Origin of the sequence: Hymenobacter aranciens (genome assembly GCF_030580865.1) — a bacterium.
Lineage (GTDB): Bacteria > Bacteroidota > Bacteroidia > Cytophagales > Hymenobacteraceae > Hymenobacter > Hymenobacter aranciens.
This window is the reverse complement of sequence record NZ_JAUQSY010000004.1, coordinates 403,757-428,465: the sequence shown is the minus strand read 5'-3', so window position 1 is coordinate 428,465 and position 24,709 is coordinate 403,757. Positions and strand designations below refer to the sequence as shown.

Annotated in this window: 26 protein-coding genes; 8 read left to right on the top strand and 18 right to left on the bottom strand. The window is 58.9% G+C overall.

Features of this window, described 5'->3' with window-relative positions; genetic code table 11:
• Positions 1-47 precede the first annotated feature (47 nt).
• The 3 genes from Q5H93_RS08130 to Q5H93_RS08120 all read right to left on the bottom strand — a co-directional run bounded on the left by Q5H93_RS08130 (position 48) and on the right by Q5H93_RS08120 (position 3,915).
• Positions 48-1,295: an efflux RND transporter periplasmic adaptor subunit gene (locus Q5H93_RS08130; protein WP_305006013.1), complete on the bottom strand. Its 1,248-nt coding sequence runs from the start codon at positions 1,293-1,295 to the stop codon at positions 48-50.
• Between the two features lie 172 nt (positions 1,296-1,467).
• Positions 1,468-3,648 (bottom strand): ferrous iron transport protein B, encoded by a 2,181-nt coding sequence (feoB, locus tag Q5H93_RS08125; RefSeq protein WP_305006012.1) that lies wholly within the window; start codon positions 3,646-3,648, stop codon positions 1,468-1,470.
• Positions 3,649-3,657: 9 nt separating this feature from the next.
• Positions 3,658-3,915: a FeoA family protein gene (locus Q5H93_RS08120; protein ID WP_305006011.1), complete on the bottom strand. Its 258-nt coding sequence runs from the start codon at positions 3,913-3,915 to the stop codon at positions 3,658-3,660.
• Positions 3,916-4,144: 229 nt separating this feature from the next.
• Between Q5H93_RS08120 and Q5H93_RS08115 the strand changes: the two genes are divergently transcribed.
• Positions 4,145-5,044, top strand: coding sequence for a carboxypeptidase-like regulatory domain-containing protein (locus tag Q5H93_RS08115; RefSeq protein WP_305006010.1), 900 nt, complete (start codon positions 4,145-4,147; stop codon positions 5,042-5,044).
• A gap of 192 nt (positions 5,045-5,236) precedes the next feature.
• On the opposite strand, the gene Q5H93_RS08110 is transcribed toward Q5H93_RS08115, so the two are convergent.
• Entirely contained in the window at positions 5,237-6,637 is a 1,401-nt protein-coding gene (locus tag Q5H93_RS08110; protein WP_305006009.1) for an alpha/beta hydrolase family protein, read from the bottom strand.
• A 252-nt stretch (positions 6,638-6,889) separates the two neighbouring features.
• Between Q5H93_RS08110 and Q5H93_RS08105 the strand changes: the two genes are divergently transcribed.
• Together Q5H93_RS08105 and Q5H93_RS08100 are read left to right on the top strand one after the other, a co-directional pair.
• Positions 6,890-7,783 carry a carboxypeptidase-like regulatory domain-containing protein gene (locus Q5H93_RS08105; protein WP_305006008.1) on the top strand — a complete coding sequence of 298 codons (894 nt, stop codon included), beginning with the start codon at positions 6,890-6,892 and terminating at the stop codon, positions 7,781-7,783.
• 257 nt (positions 7,784-8,040) lie between these two features.
• The gene (locus tag Q5H93_RS08100) at positions 8,041-8,940 is read left to right on the top strand and encodes a carboxypeptidase-like regulatory domain-containing protein (RefSeq protein WP_305006007.1); all 900 of its coding nucleotides are present in this window, start codon (positions 8,041-8,043) and stop codon (positions 8,938-8,940) included.
• A 281-nt stretch (positions 8,941-9,221) separates the two neighbouring features.
• Here the strand turns inward: Q5H93_RS08100 and Q5H93_RS08095 are convergent, their stop codons facing one another.
• Positions 9,222-9,635 carry a hypothetical protein gene (locus tag Q5H93_RS08095; protein WP_305006006.1) on the bottom strand — a complete coding sequence of 138 codons (414 nt, stop codon included), beginning with the start codon at positions 9,633-9,635 and terminating at the stop codon, positions 9,222-9,224.
• Positions 9,636-9,832: 197 nt separating this feature from the next.
• Between Q5H93_RS08095 and Q5H93_RS08090 the strand changes: the two genes are divergently transcribed.
• The 4 genes from Q5H93_RS08090 (at position 9,833) to Q5H93_RS08075 (ending at position 12,732) form a co-directional block, all read left to right on the top strand.
• On the top strand, positions 9,833-10,234 hold the full coding sequence (locus Q5H93_RS08090) for a hypothetical protein (protein ID WP_305006005.1): 402 nt from the start codon (positions 9,833-9,835) through the stop codon (positions 10,232-10,234).
• Between the two features lie 125 nt (positions 10,235-10,359).
• Positions 10,360-11,346 carry a hypothetical protein gene (locus Q5H93_RS08085; RefSeq protein ID WP_305006004.1) on the top strand — a complete coding sequence of 329 codons (987 nt, stop codon included), beginning with the start codon at positions 10,360-10,362 and terminating at the stop codon, positions 11,344-11,346.
• 48 nt (positions 11,347-11,394) lie between these two features.
• Positions 11,395-12,411 (top strand): DUF3089 domain-containing protein, encoded by a 1,017-nt coding sequence (locus Q5H93_RS08080; protein WP_305006003.1) that lies wholly within the window; start codon positions 11,395-11,397, stop codon positions 12,409-12,411.
• 12 nt (positions 12,412-12,423) lie between these two features.
• Positions 12,424-12,732 carry a hypothetical protein gene (locus Q5H93_RS08075; RefSeq protein ID WP_305006002.1) on the top strand — a complete coding sequence of 103 codons (309 nt, stop codon included), beginning with the start codon at positions 12,424-12,426 and terminating at the stop codon, positions 12,730-12,732.
• Positions 12,733-12,788: 56 nt separating this feature from the next.
• Here the strand turns inward: Q5H93_RS08075 and tsf are convergent, their stop codons facing one another.
• The 10 genes from tsf to recA form a co-directional block, all read right to left on the bottom strand.
• Positions 12,789-13,625 carry a translation elongation factor Ts gene (gene tsf / locus Q5H93_RS08070; protein WP_305006001.1) on the bottom strand — a complete coding sequence of 279 codons (837 nt, stop codon included), beginning with the start codon at positions 13,623-13,625 and terminating at the stop codon, positions 12,789-12,791.
• 295 nt (positions 13,626-13,920) lie between these two features.
• Positions 13,921-14,688, bottom strand: a complete 768-nt coding sequence (gene rpsB, locus Q5H93_RS08065; RefSeq protein ID WP_305006000.1) for a 30S ribosomal protein S2 — start codon at positions 14,686-14,688, stop codon at positions 13,921-13,923.
• An 18-nt stretch (positions 14,689-14,706) separates the two neighbouring features.
• Complete coding sequence (gene rpsI / locus Q5H93_RS08060; protein WP_305005999.1) at positions 14,707-15,093, bottom strand: 30S ribosomal protein S9; 387 nt, start codon at positions 15,091-15,093, stop codon at positions 14,707-14,709.
• Between the two features lie 54 nt (positions 15,094-15,147).
• A complete protein-coding gene (gene rplM / locus Q5H93_RS08055; protein ID WP_305005998.1) occupies positions 15,148-15,600 on the bottom strand; it encodes a 50S ribosomal protein L13 in 453 nt (150 codons plus the stop codon).
• A gap of 155 nt (positions 15,601-15,755) precedes the next feature.
• Positions 15,756-16,319 carry an SMI1/KNR4 family protein gene (locus Q5H93_RS08050; protein ID WP_305005997.1) on the bottom strand — a complete coding sequence of 188 codons (564 nt, stop codon included), beginning with the start codon at positions 16,317-16,319 and terminating at the stop codon, positions 15,756-15,758.
• Positions 16,320-16,331: 12 nt separating this feature from the next.
• Complete coding sequence (locus Q5H93_RS08045; RefSeq protein ID WP_305005996.1) at positions 16,332-17,045, bottom strand: RluA family pseudouridine synthase; 714 nt, start codon at positions 17,043-17,045, stop codon at positions 16,332-16,334.
• 122 nt (positions 17,046-17,167) lie between these two features.
• Complete coding sequence (locus Q5H93_RS08040) at positions 17,168-18,220, bottom strand: sensor histidine kinase (RefSeq protein ID WP_305005995.1); 1,053 nt, start codon at positions 18,218-18,220, stop codon at positions 17,168-17,170.
• A gap of 77 nt (positions 18,221-18,297) precedes the next feature.
• The gene (locus Q5H93_RS08035) at positions 18,298-18,993 is read right to left on the bottom strand and encodes a response regulator transcription factor (RefSeq protein WP_305005994.1); all 696 of its coding nucleotides are present in this window, start codon (positions 18,991-18,993) and stop codon (positions 18,298-18,300) included.
• Positions 18,994-19,093: 100 nt separating this feature from the next.
• Complete coding sequence (locus tag Q5H93_RS08030; protein WP_305005993.1) at positions 19,094-19,906, bottom strand: DUF3108 domain-containing protein; 813 nt, start codon at positions 19,904-19,906, stop codon at positions 19,094-19,096.
• A gap of 120 nt (positions 19,907-20,026) precedes the next feature.
• Entirely contained in the window at positions 20,027-21,109 is a 1,083-nt protein-coding gene (gene recA / locus Q5H93_RS08025; protein ID WP_305005992.1) for a recombinase RecA, read from the bottom strand.
• A 205-nt stretch (positions 21,110-21,314) separates the two neighbouring features.
• On the opposite strand from recA, the gene Q5H93_RS08020 reads away from it, so the two are divergent.
• A complete protein-coding gene (locus Q5H93_RS08020; protein ID WP_305005991.1) occupies positions 21,315-22,529 on the top strand; it encodes a lipid A deacylase in 1,215 nt (404 codons plus the stop codon).
• 4 nt (positions 22,530-22,533) lie between these two features.
• Here Q5H93_RS08020 and Q5H93_RS08015 read toward each other — a convergent pair whose 3' ends face one another.
• From Q5H93_RS08015 to Q5H93_RS08005, 3 genes are all read right to left on the bottom strand, one after another.
• Positions 22,534-23,091 carry a GNAT family N-acetyltransferase gene (locus Q5H93_RS08015; protein ID WP_305005990.1) on the bottom strand — a complete coding sequence of 186 codons (558 nt, stop codon included), beginning with the start codon at positions 23,089-23,091 and terminating at the stop codon, positions 22,534-22,536.
• Between the two features lie 13 nt (positions 23,092-23,104).
• Complete coding sequence (locus Q5H93_RS08010) at positions 23,105-23,524, bottom strand: hypothetical protein (protein ID WP_305005989.1); 420 nt, start codon at positions 23,522-23,524, stop codon at positions 23,105-23,107.
• A 118-nt stretch (positions 23,525-23,642) separates the two neighbouring features.
• Positions 23,643-24,599 (bottom strand): AAA family ATPase, encoded by a 957-nt coding sequence (locus Q5H93_RS08005; protein ID WP_305005988.1) that lies wholly within the window; start codon positions 24,597-24,599, stop codon positions 23,643-23,645.
• Positions 24,600-24,709 lie beyond the last annotated feature (110 nt).

The window sequence follows — 24,709 nt, the reverse complement described above, 5'->3', positions numbered from 1 at the left end:
CTCTTTTGGAGAGGGGGCCGGGGGGTGAGGTCCGCTGGGGAGGGCGACTATTCCTTCACCCGCAGCTCCGGCGTATCCTCGTGGTCCTTCATGTCCGACACCACCACTTCCTCCCCGGCGCGCAGCCCGCTCACCACCTGCACGTAGTCGAAGTTGCTGTCGCCCAAGCGCACCGTGCGGCGCGTTAGCTTTTCATCCTTCAGCACAAACACCGCCTGCTCCTGCCCGCCGTGGTAGAAGGGCCCGTTCTTCACCCGTAGCGTATTGCGGTGCGACTTGGTAATCACAAACACGTCGGCCCGCAGGTTGGCCCGTAGCGCCGCGTTGTGGTTGTCATCGAGCTGGGCATAGAAGGTCACCACGCCCTTGTCCACGGCCGGGCTGATGCTGCTGATGGAGCCGCGCAGGTCGGTGCCGTTGGCGCGCAGCACCACTGGGTCGCCCTCGTGCAGCTGGTCGGCGTAGGCGTCGGAGATAGTGGCGCGCACGCGGTAGCTGCTCAGGTCGGCCACGCGGGCCAGGGGGTCGCCGGCCTGCACGGTGCTGCCCAGGTTGTCGTTCACCCAGGTCAGCACGCCCGGCTGCTGGCTGCTGATGTCGGCCTGCTGTAGCTTGTCGGCCAGCTCCTTAATGCTGCGCTGCTGCATCGACACGGTGTAGCCCAATTCGCGCACGTCGGCCGCGTTCGACTTCTGCTGCGTCCGAATCTGGCGCACCAGCCGCTCAGCTTCCAGCTTTGCCACAGCCAGGTTCAGCTCGGCCTGCCGCACCGCCTCCGGCGTGCCGCCCCCGATTTTCAGCAACTGCTGCTCGTCGCGCAGGGCCGACTGCAAGCTGCTCACCTTCACCCGCTGCACCTGCTCCTGCGAGCGCAAATCATTGAGGCTGCCTTCCAGCGTAAGCTGCAGCTGCGAGTTCTTGTTCTGATTGCGCAGCTGCTCATCATCCAGCTTCGCCAGCGACAAGGCCGCCTGGTCCTTGTCCAGCTCCACGATGGTCTGCCCTGGCTGCACCCGCGTGCCCACCGCCAGCGCCACCCGCCGGATGGTGCTCTGAATGGGGCTGGTAATGACGGCTTCGCGCCCGGGAATGACGGTGCCGGCGGCGGTCAGGGCCGCTTCCACGTCGCCGGTTTCCACGCTGGCCGTCAGCAATTCCTCGCGGCTGATGGTCGGCTTTAGGAGCGCGCGAGCCGCTAGCACTACGGCCACCAATCCTAGCAGCAAGCCTAGTCCCAGCAGCCAGCGGCGGCGCTTGCGGCGGGTGTTGATGGCGGGGGCGAGGGCTCTGTCCATTTTTGGGCGGGCGGGTAGGGGTTTCCTAACCGCTAAGCCAAGTGGTGTGCCAAATCAGTAAGGTGCTGTTATGTAGATAAAAAGGCCGCTGGCGGATGGCGCCAGCGGCCTGCAAACTGTCCATTTACGGACAGGCTGTTCCGATATGAACGTTGAAATTTAAGTCCCGCCCCTACTTCAACACCTGGAATACCACCAGCGCCGCTACATACGCCAGCCCGGTCATGTATACCAGTTGCCCCAGCGGCCACTTCCAACTCTTGGTTTCGCGGTACGTCACGGCCAGAGTGCTCATGCACTGCATGGCAAACACGTAGAATACCAGCAGCGAAAACGCCCGCGCCGGCGTGAAAAACAGCTGGCCGTCAGCGTCCTTCTCGGCCCGTAATTTTTCCTGCACCGTGCCCAGGTCGGCATCCTGCCCTACGCTGTAAATGGTTGAGATGGTGCCTACAAACACTTCCCGCGCCGCAAACGAGGTAAGCAAGGCAATGCCGATTTTCCAGTCGAAGCCCAGCGGCCGAATCACCGGCTCGATGCCGCGCCCGAACAGCCCGGCATAGGAGTTTTCGAGGCGCACCGAGGCCACGCGGCGCTCCAGCTCTTGGCTGGCAGTAGTATCGGGCACCGCTGTGGCAACGGCCGGAGCTGCCGCCCGCACCCGCGCCTCGGCCGCATCCTGCCGCTGGCCCGGGCCATAGCTGGCCAGCACCCACAGCAGGATGGAAATAGCCACAATCACCTTGCCCGCCTGCCACACAAACGCACTCACCTTCTGCCAGATGGTGATGCCCACGTTCTTCCAGCGCGGCCACTTATACACCGGGAACTCCATGATGAAGTAGCTGCGCTCGCGGGCCTTGAGCAAGGTTTTCAGCACCCAGGCCGAGCCCAGCGCCGCCACCACGCCCAGCAGATACAGCCCCATCAGGGCCACGCCGCGCAAATTCAGAAAGCCCCACACCGCCCGGTCGGGCACCACCAGCGCCACCAGCACCGTGTACACCGGGATGCGCGCCGAGCACGACATCAGCGGGGTCACGAAGATGGTTATCATCCGGTCCTTCCAGCTTTCGATGGTGCGCGCCCCCATGATGGCCGGCACCGCGCAGGCCAGCCCCGAAATCAGCGGCACCACGCTCTTGCCGCTCAGTCCGAAGGGCCGCATCAGCTTGTCCATCAAAAAGGTGACGCGGGCCATGTAGCCCGTTTCCTCCAGCACCGCCAGAAAGGCAAACAGCAGCGCAATCTGCGGAATGAATATCAGCACCCCGCCCAGGCCCGCCAGCACGCCCTCCGTGAGCAGCCGCACCAGCGGCCCCGCGAAGCTGCTTTGAATGAGTTCACTCAGCGCCGAAATGCCCTGGTCAATCAAATCCATCGGGTACTGCGCCCAGGCAAAAATGGTCTGAAACAGCAAAAACAGAATGCCCAGGAAAATAGCGTAGCCGCCTACCCGGTGCGTCAGCACCTTGTCGATGCGGTTGCTGATGGGCTCGCGCTTTTCGGTGCGCGTCACCGTCACGGCCTCCAGCAGCACCTCGTTGATGCGCTGGTAGCGGGCAATGGTTTCGGCCGCCTGCCAGGCCGTGGCGTCGAACCCGGACTGCGCCACCAACTCCGCAATGTGCTGCCTGTCATCGACGCTCAGGAAGCTGATGCTGCGGTACTGCTGGGCGTAGTGCAGCGCCAGGTAGTCGTTGTGCAGGTTGAAGTAGTAGCGAATCTGCCGCACAAGCGGCAGCAGCTCGTCATTCGGCTCCCAGAAGCGCACCGGGTGCGTGGCCAGCCGCTCGGCCATCACAATCTTGAGCGCTGCCACCCCGATGCCCTTGCGGGCATTCATCGGCACGATGGGCACGCCCAGCTCTTGCTCCAGCGCCTGAATATCAATGCTGATGCCGTGACGCTCGGCCACGTCGGTCATGTTCAGGGCCAGAATGGCGGGTAGTTCCAAATCGGCCAGCTGGCTGAATAGCAACAAGCTGCGCCGCAGGTTGCTGGCGTCCACCGTCACCACCACAAAATCGGGGTAGCCCGCCGAGCCCCGGTCGTAGAGCAGGTCGGTAATTACCTTCTCATCCAAACTCTTGGGATAGAGCGAGTAAGTGCCCGGTAAATCCACAATCTCGGCCCGCCGCGTGCTGCTCAGCTGCGCGAAGCCCGACTTGCGGTCCACAGTCACGCCGGGGAAGTTGCCCACCTTCTGATTGAGCCCCGTGAGCTGGTTAAACAGCGAGGTTTTGCCGCTGTTGGGGTTGCCAATCAGGGCGATACGCGTGAGCTGGCTCCCGGTTTCGGGAGTGCCGGTAATAGTATCGTGGGGCCGCGAGGGGCTGACAGTCACCGCCATGCGCCGCGTTTAGTCCTTCAACAAAATGGTGGCCGCCTCGCTCTTGCGCAGCGACAGCGTGTATTCCTCGTCGCCCAGCACCAGCATCAGCGGGTCGCCAAACGGGGCCCGGCCGCTCAGGCGCACCCGCACGCCGGGCACACAGCCCATTTCCAGCAGTTTCAGCGCCATTTCGGGGTCCTGCAGGCAGCAGATGGTGCCCGTCTCGCCCAGCTGCAAATCCTTGGCCGAGCGCTGCGAAGTTGCGGCCGGGGCCGAAACGGACAAGGGGCGACGAGATAGAGCCGAAGGCATGAAGGGGGTTTTATTTAGAAACGCTACAAACAAAGATACGCCACAGCCCGGTTCCGCGCCTAATCTGCGCCCGGCCGAACCGCCGGAGGTCATCATTGTGTTTATTCGGCCACGCTGCTATCTACGATGGTTGCATCAACCAATTATTTCCAATAACTTTCCGGCCCGATTTTGTAATTTCGTTTGTTCTACCGCCTATTCTATGTTCAAACGCGTACTTTTTGTAGTATTTTTCTTAGTATCGCTATCGACCATAAGCCACGCTCAAACGGCCCAAATCAAGGGCACCATCGTGGATAAGGATACCAAAGAACCGCTCCCTTTCACGTCCGTCGGCTTGAAGGATGAGCAAATTGGCGCCCTCAGCAATGAGCACGGGGTTTTCATCGTGCCTGCCCCTACCAAAAATGCGCAGGACACCTTGATGGTGGTAGCCTTGGGTTATTACCGTAAAGCTCTGCTCGTCAAGCGCGGCGTGGCCGTAGATAACCTCATTATTGAAGTGCCCAAGCGCGCCATCGAGTTGGGCGGCGTGACGGTGCAGGCCGGCAAAGTGAAAAACCTGGGCCTCGGCGCCAAAGCCAAAGACCCCGGCGACGGCATGATTCAGGGCCAGCCCGGCAGCCAGTACGCCTTCTTCGTGAAAAACGACAAAAACAAGCGCCTTGGCAACGTCCGCACGGTGTCGTTCTTCATCGGCGAGCACGGCTTTCCGCGCGAGCCCTTCCGCGTCCGCATCTACAAGGCCGACGGTAACTACAACGCTCCCAACACCGACCTGCTCACCGAAAACGTGGTCGTGTCGGCCCCCCAGGGCGGCCAGTGGTACACCGTCGACCTCACGCCCTACAACATCGTGGCCCCGTCCGAAGGCTTTTTCGTAGCCATGGAGTGGGTAGTAAGCGGCGACAAGTTTTTCGCCACCAACTTCATGGACAACTATACGCCCTACGGCCAGATAATGCGTCCGACCTTCGAGTTCAAGGAAAGCCGCACCTGGAACTACACCATCGGCCGTGGCTGGAGTCTCATTACCGCCGCCAACGCGCAGGGACTGCGGTACAACGCCATGATTAAGGCGGAGGTAGACATGATTAAGTAGAACGACAAACTCCCCTCCTTGGAAAGGAGGGGATGTTTTACCGCAGGTAAAACGGGGTTGGTTCGCCCGGTCGCGCCGTCAGAACGACGCTGAACGAACCCAGTAAATCCCTGACGGCGCGGGAGGCCTAACCACCCCCGTTGCGCATTCAGCGCAACATCTCCTCCTTGGAAAAGAGGGGAGTTTGTCGTTCTACTTCTTTGCGTACAGCCCCACAATCCACTCCCGAATAGCCTCCAGCGCCACCGGCGAAAATACGGGCCGCATCTGCCCATTCAACATCGTCCACTCCGTTTGGGGGGGCTGCATGAGGTGGTTCACGCCCGGCAGGCGCTTGCTGGTGGCGCCGTGGTTGAAGCTCTTGAGCTCCTTTTCGAGGGCCGTGAGGTGCAGGTCGGCGGGGGCTTCCTGGTCGTTGGTGCCGCCGAGGAGCAGCACCGGGCACTTCACTTGGTCGAGGCTGGCAATGGGGTCGAAAGCCAGGAAATGGCGCTGCCAGGGCGTGAGTAGCTCGGCCGCTTTTTTCTGCGCGGCGGGGGCGTCGAGCTCGCCGCTGTCCTGGCGCAACATATTGGCTACGATGGCCTGGGCCTGCTGCGGACTGGTTTGCCGGATGATGTCGTACATGGTGCGCTGCCGCTCGTAGGCTTCCTGAATTTTCAGCGGGTCGAGCTTGGGCGTGGTCTGGGCCTTGAGGCGGTCCACCTGCTGCTGGAGCAGCGTTTGCTGCCCCGGCAGGCCGTAGCCCGCCAATGACACCACGAAGGCCGGCGGCAGCGTCTGGCCCGCCGCCAGCAGCGCCACATTAGCGCCCTCCCCGTGGCCGATGATGCCAATCTGGTTGATTTTTACCTCCAGCCGGGTGCGCAGGAAGTTCAGCGCCGCCTGGGCATCGGTCACGCGGGCCGCGATGGTAGTAGTGGCGTTATTGCCCTCCGACTCTCCTACGCCCCGGTCGTCGAAGCGCAGTACCGCAATGCCGCGGCGGGTGAGATAGTCGCCCAGCGAGCCTAGCAGGCGGTAGTCGCCCACGCTGCCGTCGCGGTCCTGCGGGCCCATGTCGCTCAGCAGCACCACGGCCGGGAAAGGGCCCGGCCCGGCCGGAATGGTCAGCTGCCCGGCCAGCTTGAGGCGGCTGGCCGGGTTGGTAAACACCACATCTTCCTCGCGGTAGGGCGGCGTGAGGCGGGCGTTGCCGGGCTCGGCCACGGGCATAGGCGAGTGCGTCAGCACCACGGGCGCGTTCACGCCGGGCTGCGTCCAGGTGCCGCTTAGCTCCTTGCGCACGGTGTCGAGGCGGGCGCGGTAGCGGCTCTCGGCCTGCGGCATCCACATGATGACCGAGTCCTCTTTTAGCGTTAGCTCTATGGCCATGCGGGCCACGCGCTGGGCCGGCACGTCGAGGGCCGCGAAGTAGGTGCCGCCCGCCAGCGGCACGATGCTAATAGTCATGTCGAGCTTGCCGCCCAGCAGCGGTAATTGACCTTTCCACAGGCCACCCAGCGGCCCGGGCCTGGGGCTTTGCGCCCAGGCTGTCGATGTCGTAATACCCAACGCCACCGCCACCAACCCCGCCCAAGTAAAAAATCTCATACCTTCTTAAAGTGCCAAATCAGGGCATTCGGGCCGAAAGTTACTGCGTTTACGCGCAGCCTCATCCACGAAAGTAATGGCAGAGCTAACGAAAATCCCGACTGCGCACAAGCGGCTACACATGCACATTCTTATTTTATTGCTATTCGCCGGGGTAAGGCGCCTGCCTTCACCGGCTTAGCCGTGGTGGCGGAAATTTTCCTAAAAACTTGTAAATTTGTCGAAAATCCCACTTTCTAAAGCATATCTGCCGTGCTCAAACGTCTATTTCTTTTCCTACTACTAACTTCATTATATCCAACGCTGAGCTGGGCCCAGGAAACCCGCATCACCGGCCGCGTGGTCGATGCTGAATCCAAGTCGCCCATCGGTTTTGCCTCCATTGCCCTGCGCGAGGAAGGCACCGGCGCCCTCACCAACGAGTACGGTTATTTCCAACTGGCCATGCCCCAGCGTAGCGTCGACGACTCCATCATCGTGATGGCGCTGGGCTTCCGCCGCACCGCTCTGCTCGTGAAGCGTGGCAAGATGGAGGACCTCATCATTGAGCTGCCGCGCCAGAGCATCAAGCTCGACAACGTGACCATCGAGGCCAGCAAAGTGCGCCCGATGGGCATGGGCTCGCGCTCCAACACCCCCGGCGACGGCATGATTCAGGGCATGCCCGGCAGCCAGTACGCCGCCCTCATGAAAAACGAGAAGGGCAAGAAGCTGGGTTTCATTCGCTCGGTGTCGTTCTTCATCGGTGAGAACGGCTTCCCCCGCGAGCCCTTCCGCATCCGCCTCTACAAAGCCGACGGCAATTACAACTCGCCCAACACCGACATGCTGCTCGACAACGTGGTAGTGTCGGCCACGCGTGGCGGCGAGTGGTTCACGGTCGACCTGACGCAGTACAACCTGCCCGCCCCCACCGAGGGCTTTTACGTGGCCATGGAGTGGATTGTGAGCGGCGATAAGTTCTACACAACCAACTTCATGGACAACTACACGCCCTACGGTCAAATCCTGCGTCCAACCTTCGAGTTCAAGGAAAGCCGCACCTGGAACTACACCATCGGCCGCGGCTGGAGCCTCATCACCCTGGCCAACGGCAACGCCCGCTACAACGCCATGATTAAGGCCGAAGTAGACGCTTACAAATAATCAGCCGGCCGCCACGCATACCAGGCGCCGTGCCGCCCCGTTTCGGGAGCCAGTTCGGATTCCGGGCTGGCTTTCGTATTTTTAACCCATGCCACTAGGTTTATTGCAATAGGATGGTTTTCAGTTAAACCAGCCATTGGTTTTGCGGCCTGGGTCTACTAACGGTTTTTTAAGGCCTTATCTTCAAAAATAATGGCGCTAGAGTGGCCCGAACTTTGTAAATTTGCCAGCCATCCCCCATTATGCTACTTTAAGCAATGATGAAACGCTTACCTTTTCTCGCCTTCTGGGTGCTGCTACTGCTTCCGGCTATGAGCTGGGCGCAGGAAAACCGCATCACGGGCCGTATTATCGACGGTAAATCCAAGGACCCCGTGCCGTTTGCCTCCATCGGCCTGCGCGAGGAGGGCACCGGTGCCCTCACTAACGAATACGGCTTTTTCCAGTTGGCCGGCCTTGAAAAAACCAACACCGACTCGCTGATTGTGATGACCCTGGGCTACGAGCGCACGGCCGTTCTCATCAAGCGTGGCGCCACCGAAGACCTCATCATTGAGCTGAAAAAGCGCGTGGTGGAGTTGAGCGAGGTGAAGGTGCAGGGCGGCAAGGTGAAAAACCTGGGCCTCGGCGCCAAGTCGAACAACCCCGGCGAGGGCATGATTCAAGGCCTACCCGGCAGCCAGTATGCCTTCTTTATCAAAAACGACAAGCAGAAAAAGCTCGGCAACGTGCGCACGGTGTCGTTCTTCATCGGCGAAAACGGCTTCCCCCGCGAGCCCTTCCGCGTCCGCATATACAAAGCCGACGGCAACTACAACTCGCCCAACACCGACTTGCTGACGGAAAACGTAGTGGTGTCGGCTTCGCGCGGCGGTGAGTGGTACACTATCGACCTGACGTCGTACAACATTCCCGCGCCCACCGAAGGATTCTTTGTGGCGATGGAATGGATTGTGGGTGGCGACAAGTTCTACAGCACCAATTTCATGGACAACTATACGCCCTACGGCCAGATTATGCGCCCGACCTTCGAGTTTAAGGAAAGCCGCACCTGGAGCTACACCATCGGCAAGGGCTGGAACCTGCTGACCCTGGCTAACGGCAGCGGCCAGCGCTACAACGCCATGATTAAGGCCGAAGTGGACATGATTAAGTAGGCCCCGCCCGTTTACACGTTGACAGTACTACACCTAAGGCCCCGTCCGGATTTTCTGGCGGGGCTTTTGGGTTGATAATAGGCCCGGCTCGTTTTCCGCTTCACCTGAGCAGGCGGCCTTTAACGGTTGATAGGTTGCTGGTAGGCTTGTTTGTAATTCAGCCCGCCACGACTTACAGGGCCATGTGGCCGGTCTGAAAAAATGCCTGCGCATATCAGCCGGGATACAAAAGAAAAAGCCCGCTCGTCTGCACGAGCGGGCTTTCAATTGCTGCATCGAAACTACTTGTTAGCAGCTTCTTTGATATTTTCCTTGGTCTGCTTGGCCGATTTGGCGGCGGCGTCGCCTAGGGCGTCAAGTTTAGCACCAGCGGCCTGCGCCTTAGCTTTAGCTTCGGCGCTGGCGGCTTCCAGCTTGGCATCGGCTTTGGCGGCCTCTTCCTTAATGTCAGCTTTGGCCTCGGCGGCGGCGGCATCGATTTTTGCGCCAGCGGCTTCCATTTTGCCTTCGATGCGGTCGCCGGCAGCTTCGGCGTTGGCCTCGGCGGCTTCCGTCGAAGGAGTTACGGTCGAATCGGTAGTTACCGTGGTGGTCGTGGTGCCGTCGCTGGTGGTGGTAGTTTCGGTGGTGCTATGCTCGCAGGCAGTGGCGGCGAAGGCTACGGCTATGGCCGCCAGCAGGGATTTAACGGACATTTTCATGGGAGTTAGAAATTGAGGGTGAAAATATGCGTCTTTATTTCCGCTGCTGCTGAAAAGTAACCCGTTCACCTGTTCGGCTTTTTGCATTGTTCAGGTTGTCAATTTAAATGCTACTGCCGGAGGTCGTCCCGACCAACCTTTTCCCGTGTCCACAGTATAGCCGAACAATACTCCCTTCCCCTGCTTTTCTCATGGATTCCACCGCCACCACGCCCCATAACGTCATCACGCCGGAAGTGCCGCTCACTGTGAGCGACCAGCAAACTTCGGCCCTGCTTGACGAAACGCTTGCCCTGCTCAGCCACGGCCTGCCGCCCCAGAAAGGCGACCACCCCCATGTCGAAATCGAGCGCTGGGAAACCGTGCTGGCGTCTTCCGACCGCCCCGGGCTGGCCAAAATTACTCAGGAGCTGCGCCTGCTGCACGAGGCCCTAGCCGACAAGAATGCCAACCCCCACGACGTAGCCGAAATCCTGGCCTCCCTCGGCGCCGAAACCGCTAAAGTGGCCGACGAGGCCGATGGCGCCTACTCGGCCCCCCTCGCCAACCTCAGCAAGCTGCTCATCAAAGCCGCCAACTCGCTGTCGCGCTAAGCTGCGCCCGCTAAAACGATAAGTAGCGCGAACTTTGTAGTTCGCGTCCCCTGCACTCTTAGCCCAACCTATGGTGTTGATTGGCTGTTTGCCGGGACGCGCCCTCCAACGTTCGCGCTTTCTTCATGCCCCATTACTCCGCCGCCGACCTCACCCCCTACGACCCCTTCGAGAACCTGCGTTTCGGCCCCAATATCTGCTTCCTTAGCGGCCAGCCCACCACCGCCACCATCCCAGTTTTCGCCGAGTGGCTGCAAGCCAGCTACCAGCTCGCTGAGCGCGAAATACTGCTGCTCGACCGCAGCATCACCACTTATCAGGACTTGCGGCTACCGCTCGTTCCAGAGCTCCACCCCCGTATCGAAGCGCTGGAAAAAGAAGTGCAAGCCGCCGCCCTCGCCGGTCCCGGCGCCCTCCGCGCCCTCGGCAACGATAAGCTCTTCCTCTGGCTGAGTAAAATGTTCTACGGCATATTCATCACCGAACTGTTTAAGGAACAAGACCCGCTGGTAAAACCCCAATATCCGCTGGCCGAAAACGCCGCCCTGCTCCGAAAATTCCAGGCGTTTTTTCCGCTCCTGCAAGGCCTGCGCGTCCCCGTCGAATACGCCGATTTCGTGCCCGGCTCCATCTTCGTGCTCGAAGTAGACCCCGCCGAGGATACGATTCCCTTCGAGTACGACGACGACCTGAACACCCTCGTCTTCAGTATAAAGCTCGGTTCCGCTGTCCTCATTTCCACCCTTGGTGACATTGGCCTCATCGGCCAAGCCATGCGTCAGGTGTATGCCGACGCCCAGCGCCCCCTGCACCCTGCCCAGGTGGCCGAGTTCAAAGCCCGCGTATACTACGCCGCCCACCTGCTGGCTATCGTGCCCGACATCTACCCCCGCTACCCCAAGCCCGGCGACGACAAACTCGTCTTCGACGCTCTGCTCGACGACGTTTCCAACGTCATTTTCAACCCCTGGGACAACTTCGCCTACACCCAGGCCCTGAGCGAAATGTGGCAACGCTGGAATATCCCCCTAGCTAAGGTGCGCGAGGACATCACCCAGCCGATGAGCCTGCTCTACGACGAAAACAGCCAGCCCCGTACCCTAACAACCTAGCCCGCGTAGTTATCTGCGTCTTCTGCGAAAACCTCTGCGTCCTCTACGGTGAAAATTCCCTACCTGCTCCTCACGCTGCTGCTCTCCTCGTGCAGCATCAAAATCCTAGCCCCCCGCCACGAGTTCGCGCACTACCAGCCCCCCGCGGCCCCCGACTACGCCAAGCTCGACAGCTGGGCCGCCCTGCCCAACGTCTGCGACTGGGCCGACCTCGTGCCCGAAGAGTCGCACCTGCGCGACCAGCAAGCCACCGCCGACGCCGACGTGTTCTTCCTGCACCGCACCACCTACATCCGCCGCAAAACCTGGAACGCGCCCTTCACGCACGCCGTCGAGCGCAGCACCATCCGTCACCAATCCACCGTGTTCAATGGCGCCGCCCGCATCTACGCCCCGCGCTACCGGCAGGCCACGCTCTATTCCTTTTTCGATGAGGAAGATAAGGAAGGCGACAAAGCCATTGCCTTCGCCTACGCCGACGTAAAGCGCGCCTTCGAGTACTACCTCAAGCACTACAACCACGGCCGCCCCATCATCCTGGCCGGGCACAGCCAGGGCACCGTCCACGCCACCCGCCTGCTCCACGAGTTCTTCGAAAACGACCCAAAGCTCCGCCGCCAGCTAGTAGCCGCCTACCTCGTCGGTTTCCCCACCAAAGCCCAGGAATTCACCACCATCCGTCCCTGTCCCGACTCCCTGGCCACCGGCTGCTTCGTCAGCTGGAACTCCGTCTCTAAAGGCCACGAATACGCCCCCTACGCCCACGGCCTCGTCACCAATCCCCTCACCTGGCAGCTCGATACGTTCTATGCCCCCGCCTCGCTCAATCGCGGCAGCGTCGGCATCCCCTTTAATAAAGTCCGTCCCCACCTCACCGACGCGCAGATTCACAACGGCTTACTTTGGATAACGCCGCCCGGCCGCCCGTCCTTCATGCGCTTCTTCCTGCCCGGTAAGCCAGAGTTCCGCCACTCCTTCCACCTCACCGACTACGGCCTGTTCTACATTAACGTGCGCCGCAATGCGCAACTGCGGGTACGGATGTGGCGGGAGCGCAATGATTGATTAGCTTGCATCATGAATGATGAGGCAATGACAGCTAAGCTAAAGGCCGAAAATGAAGCGCTACGTAAGCTAATTTTTGAGCGTAGTAAAGACCTGTTTGACGCGTTGGGCGCATTAACCAGCATGTGGAATCAATATTGTCCCCCGCCTTGGACGCACATGTTTATGAGCGCCGGTGAAGACGCAGAAGAAGTGCTCAAAAAGTGGCAGCTAATGCGCCCTGATGAAACCAGCATCTATATCGACGGGCTGGTGATAGACGAAGATATGCCAGATATTGTGCTGGAATTGATAACAAAACCAGTTCCGCTGGATGAATAAAGAAGCCCCGCTGATATTACACCAGCGGGGCTTCTTTGTTTAGCAATAAGCAGCACTTACGCGCCGATAGCCACGCGCTTGAAGTCCGTTACCGTCATGCCTTTCGACGTTTTGTCGAGCAGCTGGGCAATGGTCAGCGAGCCGTCTTTCACAAACTCCTGGTTCAGCAACGTGTTGTCTTTGTAGAACTTGTTGAGTTTGCCTTGGGCGATTTTCTCCAGCATCGCCTCGGGCTTGCCTTCGGCACGCGCCTGCTCTTTGCCGATTTCGATTTCGCGCTCCACTACAGCCGAGTCCACACCATCTTTGTCAACGGCTACGGGCTTCATGGCTACGATTTGCATAGCCACGTCGCGGCCCACGGCCGCGATGTCGGCACCGCCTACGTTTTTCAGGCCCACGAGCACACCTTTTTTGCTGTCCGAGTGGATGTACGAAGCCACCTTCTCAGCCGACAAGGTCACGTAAGTCAGGTCGAGTTTCTCGCCGATTTTGCCCATCAGGTCCGTGATGTGCTCCTGAATGGTCAGGCCATCTTCCTCTTTCACAGCCACCAGCTCTTCTTTGGTGGTAGCGTTGGTGCGCACGGCGGCATCCAGAATGCGCTGCACCAGCTCGCGGAAGTTAGCCACTTTGGCTACCGATTCCGTTTCGCAGGCCAGGGCCACCAATTTGCCGTTGCTGCCGTCTTCGCTCACGGCCACGGCCACGAAGCCTTCCGAAGTTTCGTTTTCAGCACGCTTGTCGGCGATTTTCTGACCCTGCTTGCGCAGAATGTCACGCGCAGCTTCGAAGTCGCCATCGGCTTCGGTCAGTGCTTTTTTGCAATCCATCATGCCCGCGCCAGTCATGGTGCGGAGCTTGTTTACGTCTGCGGCGGTAATTGCGGCCATTAGAGTAAGTTATTGGGAGGGTTGGGTTTAAGAACATCAAGCTCCCCTCCTTTTCAAGGAGGGGACGCCAGGCCGCAGGCCCGGCTGGGGTGGTTGGTCGTCGGCAGGGCTTTCGGGAAATTACTGCTTCGTCCTATCGGCGCTGGAGGCCTAACCACCCCCGTTGCGCTTTCAGCGCAACATCCCCTCCTTAGCAGGAGGGGAGTTGGCGGCCTCACGGCCGCAATAAAAAAGAGGAACCCCCGGAGCCAACTGCTACTCGAAGGTTCCCCTTTTCTCAAAGAGCTACAAGGGCTTATTCCTCGTCAGCAGTCGTTTTTTCGGCAATGGCGGCTTCGTCAGCCTCTTTGCGGTCGGCGTCCTCTTTGTCCACCTTGCGCTCCGACAGGCCATCTTCGATAGCCTTGCCAATAACGTTGATAATCAGCTGAATCGACTTCGAGGCATCGTCGTTGGCCGGAATCGGGAACTGCACCAGCTCGGGGTTCGAGTTCGTGTCCACGATAGCGAACACCGGAATGCCCAGTTTCTGAGCTTCTTTCACGGCGATGTGCTCGCGCTTCACGTCCACCACAAACAGCGCGGCGGGCAGGCGGCCGAGGTCGGCGATACCGCCGAGTACACGGTCAAGCTTCTCACGCTCGCGGCTCATCATCAGCTTCTCGCGTTTTGCCAGAGCCGCGTAAGCGGTGTTTTCTTTCACCATCTTGTCGATGGTGGCCATTTTCTTCAGCGACTTGCGCACGGTGGCGAAGTTGGTGAGCATACCACCCAGCCAACGGTCGGTCACGTACGGCATTTTGAGGCGCAGGGCCTCCGTCGTTACGATTTCCTGAGCCTGTTTTTTCGTCGCCACGAACATCACCTTGCGGCCGCTCTTGGCAATGTTACGAATGGCGTTGGCCGCATATTCCAGCGATACCAGCGTCTTGTTCAGGTCAATAATGTGGATGCCGTTCTTCTCCATGAAGATGTACGGCGCCATTTTGGGGTCCCACTTGCGGGTGAGGTGACCAAAGTGGGCACCTGCGTCGAGCAGGTCCTTATAAGTAGTCTGAGCCATGATGAAAGTCCTCCTGGATTAGCGTTTCGAGAATTGGAACGAACGACGAGCTTTGCGCTTGCCGAATTTCTTGCGCTCCACCATGCGGGGGTCGCGGGTCAGGAAACCTTCTTTCTTCAGGGCCGGGCGAACTTCTTCGTTGTCGCTCACAAGCGCCTTGGTGATTGCCAGACGGATAGCCTCGGCCTGGGCCGAAATGCCGCCGCCCTTCACGTTCACCTTGATGTCGTACTGGCCGACTTGCTCGAGGATTGCGAGGGGTTGGTTCACGACGTTCTCCAGCAATTCGTTGCTGAAGTACGATTTCATGTCCCGGTCATTGATAGTGATATTCCCTTGCCCGGCCTGCATGTAGATGCGGGCCACCGAGGTTTTTCTTCTACCAGAGGTGTTGGTAATTGCCATTTGGTGAATGAATTGAAAAATAGCGCGGAGGTTAAGCCGACGCCGGATGAAATCTTAGAGGTTGGTCAGCTCGATAGCTTTCGGCTGCTGCGCTTCGTGCGGATGCTCGGCACCGGCGTACACATACAGGTTGCGGTACTGGGCGGCGCCCAGGCGGTTGTCCTGCAGCATGCCTTTCACGGCGTGCTCGATAACGCGACGCGAGTCACGGTTCATCTGCTCGCGCACGGTGCGGCGTTTCTGGCCGCCGGGGTAGCCCGAGTGGGTGATGTACACTTTCTCGGTCATTTTCTTGCCCGTCACGCGCAGCTTGTCAGCGTTGATAACGATAACGTTGTCGCCGCAGTCCGAGTTAGGGGTGAAGGAGGGCTTGTGCTTGCCACGCAGGAAGTTGGCAATTTGGCTGCACACGCGGCCGAGCGGGGCTACGCTGGCATCTACGATAACCCAGTTTTTCTGGGCGTTGGCCTTGTTGACGTGGGTCGTCTTGAAGCTCAGGTGGTCCATGAGTGTATGGAAAAAGATTGACTAAGCAATTGACAATAAACCCGAAACCAGTACGGCTTCGGGAAAAACGGACACAAAGGTACCGAATTCTCGCCACATTACCAAGTCCGGCCGGGAATTTATGCCTGTAAAGCGGCTAGTTGCGCCGCCCGCCCCTACAAATCGTCCTTCGAGATGAGGCCGTCGTAGTCTTCGCTGAAGACGTACGCGCCCGATTCCAGCCCCGCCACGTACTGTTCCATCCACTCCGCAAAGGAGTCGGTGAGCAAGGTCCGCTCGGCATCGTCGTGCCACATGCGAATCACCTGCCCATAATTGCCACCCTCAGCCGGGTCCAAATCGAGGCAGCAATGGTTGCCCGCGCCATCATAGGTTAGCGGCAGCCAGCGCGGGTTCCACCAATCGGCGCGCACGCTCGGCGCAGGCTGGGAAATAGTGCCGTCGAAATCGCCGCCTTTCAGCAGGTCGTTCCAGATGGTCCATTCATCAATCATCCGCGAAACCGATAGCAGTTCTTCGGCATCAATCAGGCCGCCCAACTTGCCTTTCTGTCCGTTGTGAATGCGGTAGAAGGCTGGAAAATCAGCCGGTAACTCAGTTCCAATAAGTGTCGTTAGTTGCTGCAACTCGTCTTCCGACGCAGGCGGATTCAAATCTTCCAGCAACTGCGGTGCATTGGCTTGCAGCCAGTTTTCAAAGCGTTTCCAAACGTCCTGCATCGACTCGAGGGCTTAATGATTCTGCCGAAGCACATCCACCAGCACCCGGAAATCCTTCGGATATGGTGCTTCCACCACGATTTGTTCGCCATCCAGCCCCGTGAATTGCAGCCGCGCCGCGTGCAGCGCGAAGCGCTTAATGAAGGGCTGTTCCTCCTCGCCTTCCTTCATGTTAAACTTCTTTTTTAAGGAAGAAAGGTAAAAATCCTCGCCGCCATACGTCACATCACCCACGATGGGCGCCTGCAAATACATCAGGTGCAGGCGAATCTGGTGCATCCGGCCGGTGATGGGCTCGGCCAGAATGAGGGCGTGGCGGGCGTAGGTTTCGAGGGTCGTAAACACCGTTTCGGCCTCTTTACCCTTATAGGCCAGCCGGGCTTTGCCCCGCGTGGTGTTCTCAATATTGCGCTCCACCAACACCTTGTCCAGCTGCGGCGTGCCCCACACTACGGCATGATACTGCTTGTTCACCTCGCGGTTTTCAAACTGCATAGCGAGGTGGCGGTAGGCGGCCGGATTTTTGGCGAAGGCCAGCGCGCCGCTGGTTTCGCGGTCGAGGCGGTGGGCAGCCTGGATGTCGTCGTAGTCCTGCCGGGCTAGGCGCAGCAGGTTAGGCGCGCCGCCCACCCGCTCGTCGAGTGTGGCCAGGAAGGGCGGTTTATTCACGACGAGGTAGTCGTCGTTTTCGAATAGGATGAGGTCCTTGAAATTCGGTAGCTTCATAAGAAGCACGAAGGTACGGCTCCTGTCATGCTGAGCGCAGCGAAGTATCCTCTCACGCTGCAACGATGCAGTAAATCATTCCGGCGTGATAGGATACTTCGCTGCGCTCAGCATGACAGTTCTTATACCGCTTTCGGTTTGCTGAGCTTGAACTCCAGCGTCGTGCCCTCCCCCAGCGTGCTCTTTACCTTTATAGTAGACTTGTGCGCTTCCACAATGTGCTTGCTGATGGCCAGGCCCAACCCCGAGCCGCCTGAGTCACGCGAGCGGCTTTTATCAATCCGATAAAACCGCTCGAAAATCCGGTTCTGGTGCTCCGGCGCGATGCCAGCGCCATCGTCGCGCACAGCAATGCGAATCTGGCGGCTGCCTTCAACCAGCGACACCACCACGCGGCCATTGTCGCGACCGTACTTGATAGCGTTATCAATCAGATTGATTAACACCTGACGGATACGGTTACGGTCGGCTATTACTATTAGCCCATCGGTAGGTAAGGTGGGCGGAAATAGCGCCAGCGTAGTGCCCCGGTGCTCGGCTTGCTGCTCCAGCAGCTCAAAAATCTCCTGTACCAGCGCCACCACATCGAAGCGCTGACGGCGCATTCTCACCACCCCTTTTTCGAGTTGGGCAATGGTCACAAGGTCCTGCACCAGCGCATCGAGGGTGTCGAGGCTGGCGGCGGCTTTGCTCAGAAACTTGCGGCGGGTGGCCACGTCAATATCGTCGTCTTCATCATCTAAAATAGTATGCACAAAGCCCTGAGCTGCAAATAGCGGCGTTTTTAGCTCATGCGAGACATCGGCCAGAAACTCTCGGCGCAGGGCCTGCAGGCGCATCAGTTCGTCCAGCTCCTGTTGGCGGCGCTCGGCCATCTGTAAAATCTCGTCGCGCACTCGCTTGATTGGCTCAGGGCGAAATAAAAACTTGTTGCTCAGCTTTTTAAATTCTTTGCGCTTGATGTGTTCTAAGCCAGCGTATATCCCGTTGATTTCCCGGAAAATCAGCGCTTCGAACGACAGATAAAGCAAGAGAAAGCAGGCCGCCACCGTCACGCCCGTTGCCAAAAACGCCTCCTGAAACGACAGTGAAGGCAAGATGTAAGCGAAAGTGGTGAGCACACCGGCAACCAGAATGGCCAGCAGAATGGCAATGTTGCGCGAGGACAGATTCATACGGTCAAGCTACAAAGCAAATGAGCAACGACGCGCCCGCCGTTGCTCATTTGGTGAGATAAAAGGCCGGAATGCAGTTAATCAACGTTGAATTTATACCCCACACCCTTAATGGTTTGGATGTGGTGGTCGCCTACTTTCTCGCGCACTTTGCGCACGTGTACGTCTACGGTGCGGGCCAGCACGAATACGTCGTTGCCCCAGATATTCTGCAGCAGCTCCTCGCGGTTGAACACCTTATGTGGCGTGGCGGCCAGGAAGGCCAGCAGCTCAAATTCCTTCTTCGGCAGCGTGATTTTGCGGCCGTCCTGATACACCGCAAAGGCCGTCCGGTCGATGCGCAAGCCGTTGATATCGATGGCATCCACGGCGTTGGCGGGGTCCTGGTCGCGGCGCTTGAGGGCGGCGAGGCGACTGAGCAGGGCGCGCGGCTTGATGGGCTTGGCAATGAAGTCGTCGGCCCCAGCCTCGAAGGCAGCTACTTCGGAGAATTCCTCGGCGCGGGCCGTCAAGAACAGGATGTAAGTATCTTTAAACTTGGGGTTTTCGCGCAGCAGGCGGCAGGTGGCAATGCCGTCGAGGTGGGGCATCATCACGTCGAGCAGGATGATGTCGGGATTGAAGTCGACGGCCACTTCCAGGGCCTTGCGGCCATCGCCGGCCGAGGCGGTGAGGTAGCCTTCTTTCTTGAGGTTGAACTCCAGCAGCTCGACGATGTCGGGGTCGTCGTCAACCACGAGAATCTTGTAAACGGCGGATTTGGGAGTAGCCACGGCGTGAAGAACTTAAATGGAGCGCAGTATCGCGCCGCAAAGGTACCGCCAACCCCGCCCTTGCCCGTGTTACGTTTGTGTGACCAGCCGCTAAGCGCCCCTATTTCACAATGTTCAGCCGCGAGCGCAGGCCCTGGTACTTGAACATATCCACCTTCACCGAGCCCACGAACATCTCGGCCTGAAACAGCACCGGAATTTTGTTTAAATCATCGGACAAGTACACCGTAATGGCATTCTCACCCTTGAAAATCTTGTTGGCGGGCATCTTCGGCACCAGCTTAAAGGTGCGAATGTCGCCTGCTTTGGTTTCAACTACTTGCCGCCCCTTATATACTACTTCCAGCATGAAGTTTTCCCCATCGAAGAAGCCCGGCATTTTGATAACATCACCGACTTTCATACGCTCAAAATTGAGCGTGCGCAGGTAGTAAAAACCGCTCACCATGTCAAGCGAATTATTGACAATCCTGTAGTTACTTCGCGTATTCTTGGTGTGGTCGTGCACATCCACATGGTCGTGCTGGTGGTCAAAATCCACAGTTTCTTTCTTACGATAGTTGTTTTCGGCAATGTCGCGCTGGGTGCGAATGGGCAGGATGCTGGTCGTGTCGATGTAGGAGCGCCACTGGTCACGCACCCGCATAAACAGGTCCACTGAGCCGATGGTCTTGCCGCTGACGGTGGCCTTGTAGCAGGGCCGGTCGTTCACGCGCTCCAGGCCGCGGCTGGTTTCCACGGTGGCCTCGCCGCCATTCAGGAAGCCGTAATGTACTTTATAGCTCAGCACTTCGCCGCGTCCGAAGCTATTCTGCGGGATGTTGCGCACGGCATCGCCCGGGCCGAGCTGAGGTGTGGCGGCAGCCAGTAAGAAACCAATAAGTGGGGTAATGAAGAGCCAGCGGCGGTTCATAATAACAGAAGAAGTAGACACAAAAAGCCGATAGACAAACCGAATGCCAGTAAAAGTACGAACACGAAAAAGCCCGTCGCGGGGTTGCAACGGGCTTTTTCTATATTAAGTTCGAAGGGCTTAGAGGGTATCCTCGCCGTCCTCAGGGCCGTCCATGTCGATGGGCAGCACGGCGTCGTCGCCTTTCGCCATGGTGCGAATTTTGGCTTCGATTTCCTCGGCCAGCTCGGGGTTGTCGAGCAGCAGGGTTTTCACGGCCTCACGGCCCTGGCCGATTTTCTTGTCGTCGTAGCTGAACCACGAGCCCGACTTGGCAATGATGCCGAAGTCCACGCCCAGGTCCACAATCTCACCTACTTTCGAGATGCCCTGACCGTAGATGATGTCGAACTCCACCACTTTGAAGGGCGGGGCTACTTTGTTTTTCACCACTTTCACTTTGGTGCGGTTGCCGGTCACGTTGTCCTTATCTTCCTTGATTTGGCCGATACGACGGATGTCGAGGCGCACCGAAGCGTAGAATTTCAGGGCGTTACCGCCGGTCGTGGTTTCGGGCGAGCCGAACATCACGCCGATTTTCTCACGCAGCTGGTTGATAAAGATGCACAGGCAGTTGGTCTTGTTGATGGTGCCGGTGAGCTTCCGCAGGGCCTGGCTCATGAGGCGGGCGTGCAGGCCCACTTTCGAGTCGCCCATGTCGCCTTCGAGCTCGCCTTTCGGCACGAGAGCGGCCACGGAGTCAATTACAATAATGTCGATGGCACCGCTGGAAATCAGCTGGTCGGCGATTTCGAGGGCCTGCTCGCCGTTGTCGGGCTGGGCGATGAGCAGGTTGGCGGTGTCGATGCCCAGTTTCTGAGCATAAGTCGGGTCGAAGGCGTGCTCGGCGTCGATGAACGCGGCAATGCCGCCCTTCTTCTGGGCTTCGGCAATGGCGTGCATGGTCAGCGTCGTCTTACCCGACGATTCCGGGCCGTAAATTTCTACCACCCGACCGCGGGGCAACCCGCCGATGCCCAGCGCGATATCCAGCGAGAGCGAGCCGGTGCTGATGGCCGGAATGTCGCTCACCTTCTGGTCGGAGAGCTTCATCACGGTACCTTTGCCGTAAGCCTTATCCAGCTTATCGAGGGTGAGTTGAAGGGCTTTGGCTTTGGCGTCGGCCTGGGAGGCCGGGGCTGCTTTGTCAGTTGCTACTGCCATTGGGGTTGGGTTAAAAAAAAGGAAGTTAGGTTTGGTAAAGATAAGCGAAAAAAGGCCAATCCGGATACCTGATTGCCAGCCTTGAAATTGCTGGCCTCAGGCCGCTTCTGGACGGCTTTTTCTAACAGAGCGACCATCGTTTTTGTGCCCGTCGCAGGGCAAATTTATGCATAAATTTCTAAAAAATTTAGTTGCCCTTGGGCTTGTGCTAATTACGGTAGAATCGGCGCGAGCGCAGCTGGATAACCGGGCGTTTACCAGCCCCACACCGGGCGGATTTCGACCCGCTACTTCGGCCAGCATCGGCGATAGTGAGCAGCGTCGGGACTCGCTGGATGCGGAAATAGCCGGCGAGAAAGGGGAGCGGGGCATAAAGGCGGGTGACCTGCGGCTATCTTTGAATGCATTCGTCTTTTTCAAGGATAATGAGTATTTCAACAAAATAATTGAAGGCTATACACTGTATGGCACGCAGTTGAACCCACAGCTAACCTATTATCCGCTCAAAAACCTGCGGCTGGATGGCGGCGTTTTTCTGTGGAAAGACTTTGGCAACCCCGAGCTACAGCAGGTGCGCCCCACCTTCCGGGCTACCTGGACGACGGGCAAGCAGCAGATAATTTTTGGCAACATCCGGTCGACGCTGCACCATAATTATATTGAGCCGCTGTTCAATTTCGAGCGCGTAATGCTCAATCCGTTGGAGGAGGGCATTCAGACGCGTTTCCAGGGTAAGCGGCTGTTCTTCGACCAGTGGGTAGACTGGCAGCGGCAGCAGTACCGCTACAGTAACTACCAGGAGGAAGTGGCCGGCGGCCTGAGCAGCAGCTACCGCGTCAGTCCCGATAATAGCAAGTGGCACGTAGCCATACCATTCCAGTTCACCGCTATTCACCGCGGCGGGCAGATTGATACGCTGGATAAACCGCTGCAAACCGTATTCAACGGGGCACTGGGGCTGGAGGCGCGTTATCAACTGGCGGGGCCTACCGTGCAGGCGCTCCGCTTCAACGGCTACGGTGTGGGCTACCAAGACTACTCTTTTACCCGGGGGCTTTTCCCGTACCGTCGCGGCTGGGGGCTGTATTTGAACGGGACCGTCGAAACCCGGTATGCCGACCTGATGGTGAGCTACTGGCGCGGCTCCAACTTCATCTCGGTGCTGGGGGGCGACCTGTACCAGGGCGCTTCACGCACGGTGTCGAACCCGGACTATATCGAACCTAACCGGCAGATAGTGATTCTGCGCCTGATGCGCGACTTCCGGATTTCCGATGCGGCGGCGGTTACGGCCCGCGTGGAGCCGATATTCGACCTGAACAATTCCAGTCTGTTTGACTACTCGTTCAGCATGTACTTTAATTTCCGGCAGGAATGGCTGCTGGGCAACGTGAGCCGACGAATGCGGGCGGGGCAGTAGCTTGCTAGCTGCGTGTCAGAACGAAGCGGCGGATTTCTTCCGTGCTGCTCAACGAGCGAAACCAGAACGATTTCTTCGGCGGCACAATATCTTCCTGAAAGCCAATGGCCCGGGCTACGGCTTGGGCCCGCTCGTTACTGGCGTAGCAGCGGATAGTGAGGCTGCTCAATCCAAGGGTACCGAAGCCAAAGGCTACCACGGCCTCCAGTGCCTCGCGGGCGTAGCCCTGTCCCTCGGCCTCGGCAGCCAGGTAGTATCCGATTTCGCCGCCCGTGGGCGGGTGCGGCAGCAGGCAAATGTCGCCGAGGTAGTGGCTGGTGTTGTGCTGCCAGATGCCGAGCACGTAGAAGCGTCCCGTGCGCCAGTCCTGCATGAAGTTCTGGATGGAGGCCAGCGCGCCGCCCGGCGCCAGCGCCGCCTGCAACCGCTCGGGAAAGGAAACCTGGATGCGGGCCTGATTGGCCAGCAGCAGCGCGGCGAAGGCCGGCGCATCGGCCGGCTCGTAGGGGCGCAGTAGCAGGCGGGCCGTGAGTAGCGGCGTGCGCGGGAGAGCCGGACTCACGGAACTGGCTGGGTTAAGCGACGACGTGCTGGCGCGGGCTGCCCAGCGCCTGCTGGGTGCGCATCACGTTCACCTGCCGGGCGGCTTCGTTGAAGAATTCGAGGCGGCGAATGAGCATTTCCTTGGTCAGCACGCGGCCTTCGGGGGTTCGCATAATGCCGCGCTTGTCGGCCAAAATGCGCTGCATGGCGGCCAGGGTCTGGTCTTCGTGGCGCATAAACTGCTGCTGGAACTCGGCCAGCCGGGCCACGCCGGTGGCGGTGAGCTGGAACTGCTCGCCGGCGCCCTGGTTCAGCACTTCGCACAGCACGTACACTTCCAGCGGCAGGCTGGTTTCGAGGGCAGTAGTGCGCAGGTCGAGGCCAGCCGCTAGGGCGTCGAGTACGATGCGCACGTTGCGCTCAAATTGCTGGTAGTAGGATTGGGCTTCCATGGGCTTTCTGTCATGTTGAGCGAAGCGAAACATCTTCTTAAGTTCGCGCCGCTGGGGTTCTAACGCATACGGCGCGAGCGTGACAAGTTCCTTCGCTGCGCTCAGTATGACAGGTTTTCTACAACAACTCCTTCACAATCTGCTCTACCGAAATGCCTTCGGCTTCGGCTTTGAAATTGCGCACCAAACGGTGACGCAGAATCGGTACCGCCACAGCGCGCACGTCCTCAATGTCGGGCGAGTACTTGCCGTTGAGCAACGCGTTGCACTTGGCGCCCACGATGAGGTGCTGCGAGGCGCGGGGGCCGGCGCCCCACTCCAGCAGCTGGTTGGTGCGGGGAGCGGCGCGCTCGGTTTTGGGACGGGTTTTCTGCACGAGGCTCACGGCGTACTCCACCACATTGTCGGCCACGGGCACGCGGCGCACCAGCTCCTGGTAGGCCTGGATTTCGGCGGCATGCAGGACTTTATTCACCGTCTGCTTCACGTTGGATGTCGTGTTTTTCACGATGTTCAGCTCCTCGGCGTAGCTGGGGTAGCCCAGCTCGATGTTGAACATGAAGCGGTCGAGCTGCGCCTCGGGCAGCGGATAGGTACCTTCCTGCTCGATAGGGTTTTGCGTGGCCAGCACGAAGAACGGACGGCTCAGCGGGTAGCGCTTGCCGGCCACCGTCACCGAGTATTCCTGCATGCTTTCAAGCAGGGCAGCCTGGGTTTTGGGCGGCGTGCGGTTGATTTCGTCGGCCAGAATGATGTTGGCAAACACGGGGCCTTTCACGAATTGAAAGTCGCGCTGTTGGTTCATCGTTTCCGAGCCCACGATGTCGCTGGGCATCAGGTCGGGGGTGAACTGGATGCGGTTGAACGACAGGTCAAGCGAGTCGGCAATAGTTTGAATGAGCAGCGTTTTGGCCAGACCGGGCACGCCTACCAAAAGGCTGTGGCCCTGCGAAAACACAGCCGTGAGTACCAGCCGTACCACCTCATCCTGTCCCACGATGATTTTGCCGATTTCGCGGCGTAAGGTCTGGTAGGCGGCAGCGAGGGAGTCGGCAGCTTCTTTGTCGTTAGTCATTTATTATAAGCTGTTGGCTAATAGCAGTTAGCTGTTAGCTTCTTTGTCAAAACTAAAGCTGGGTTGGTAGCATAAAAGCACCAATACCAAAGCTAACAGCTAACTGCCAC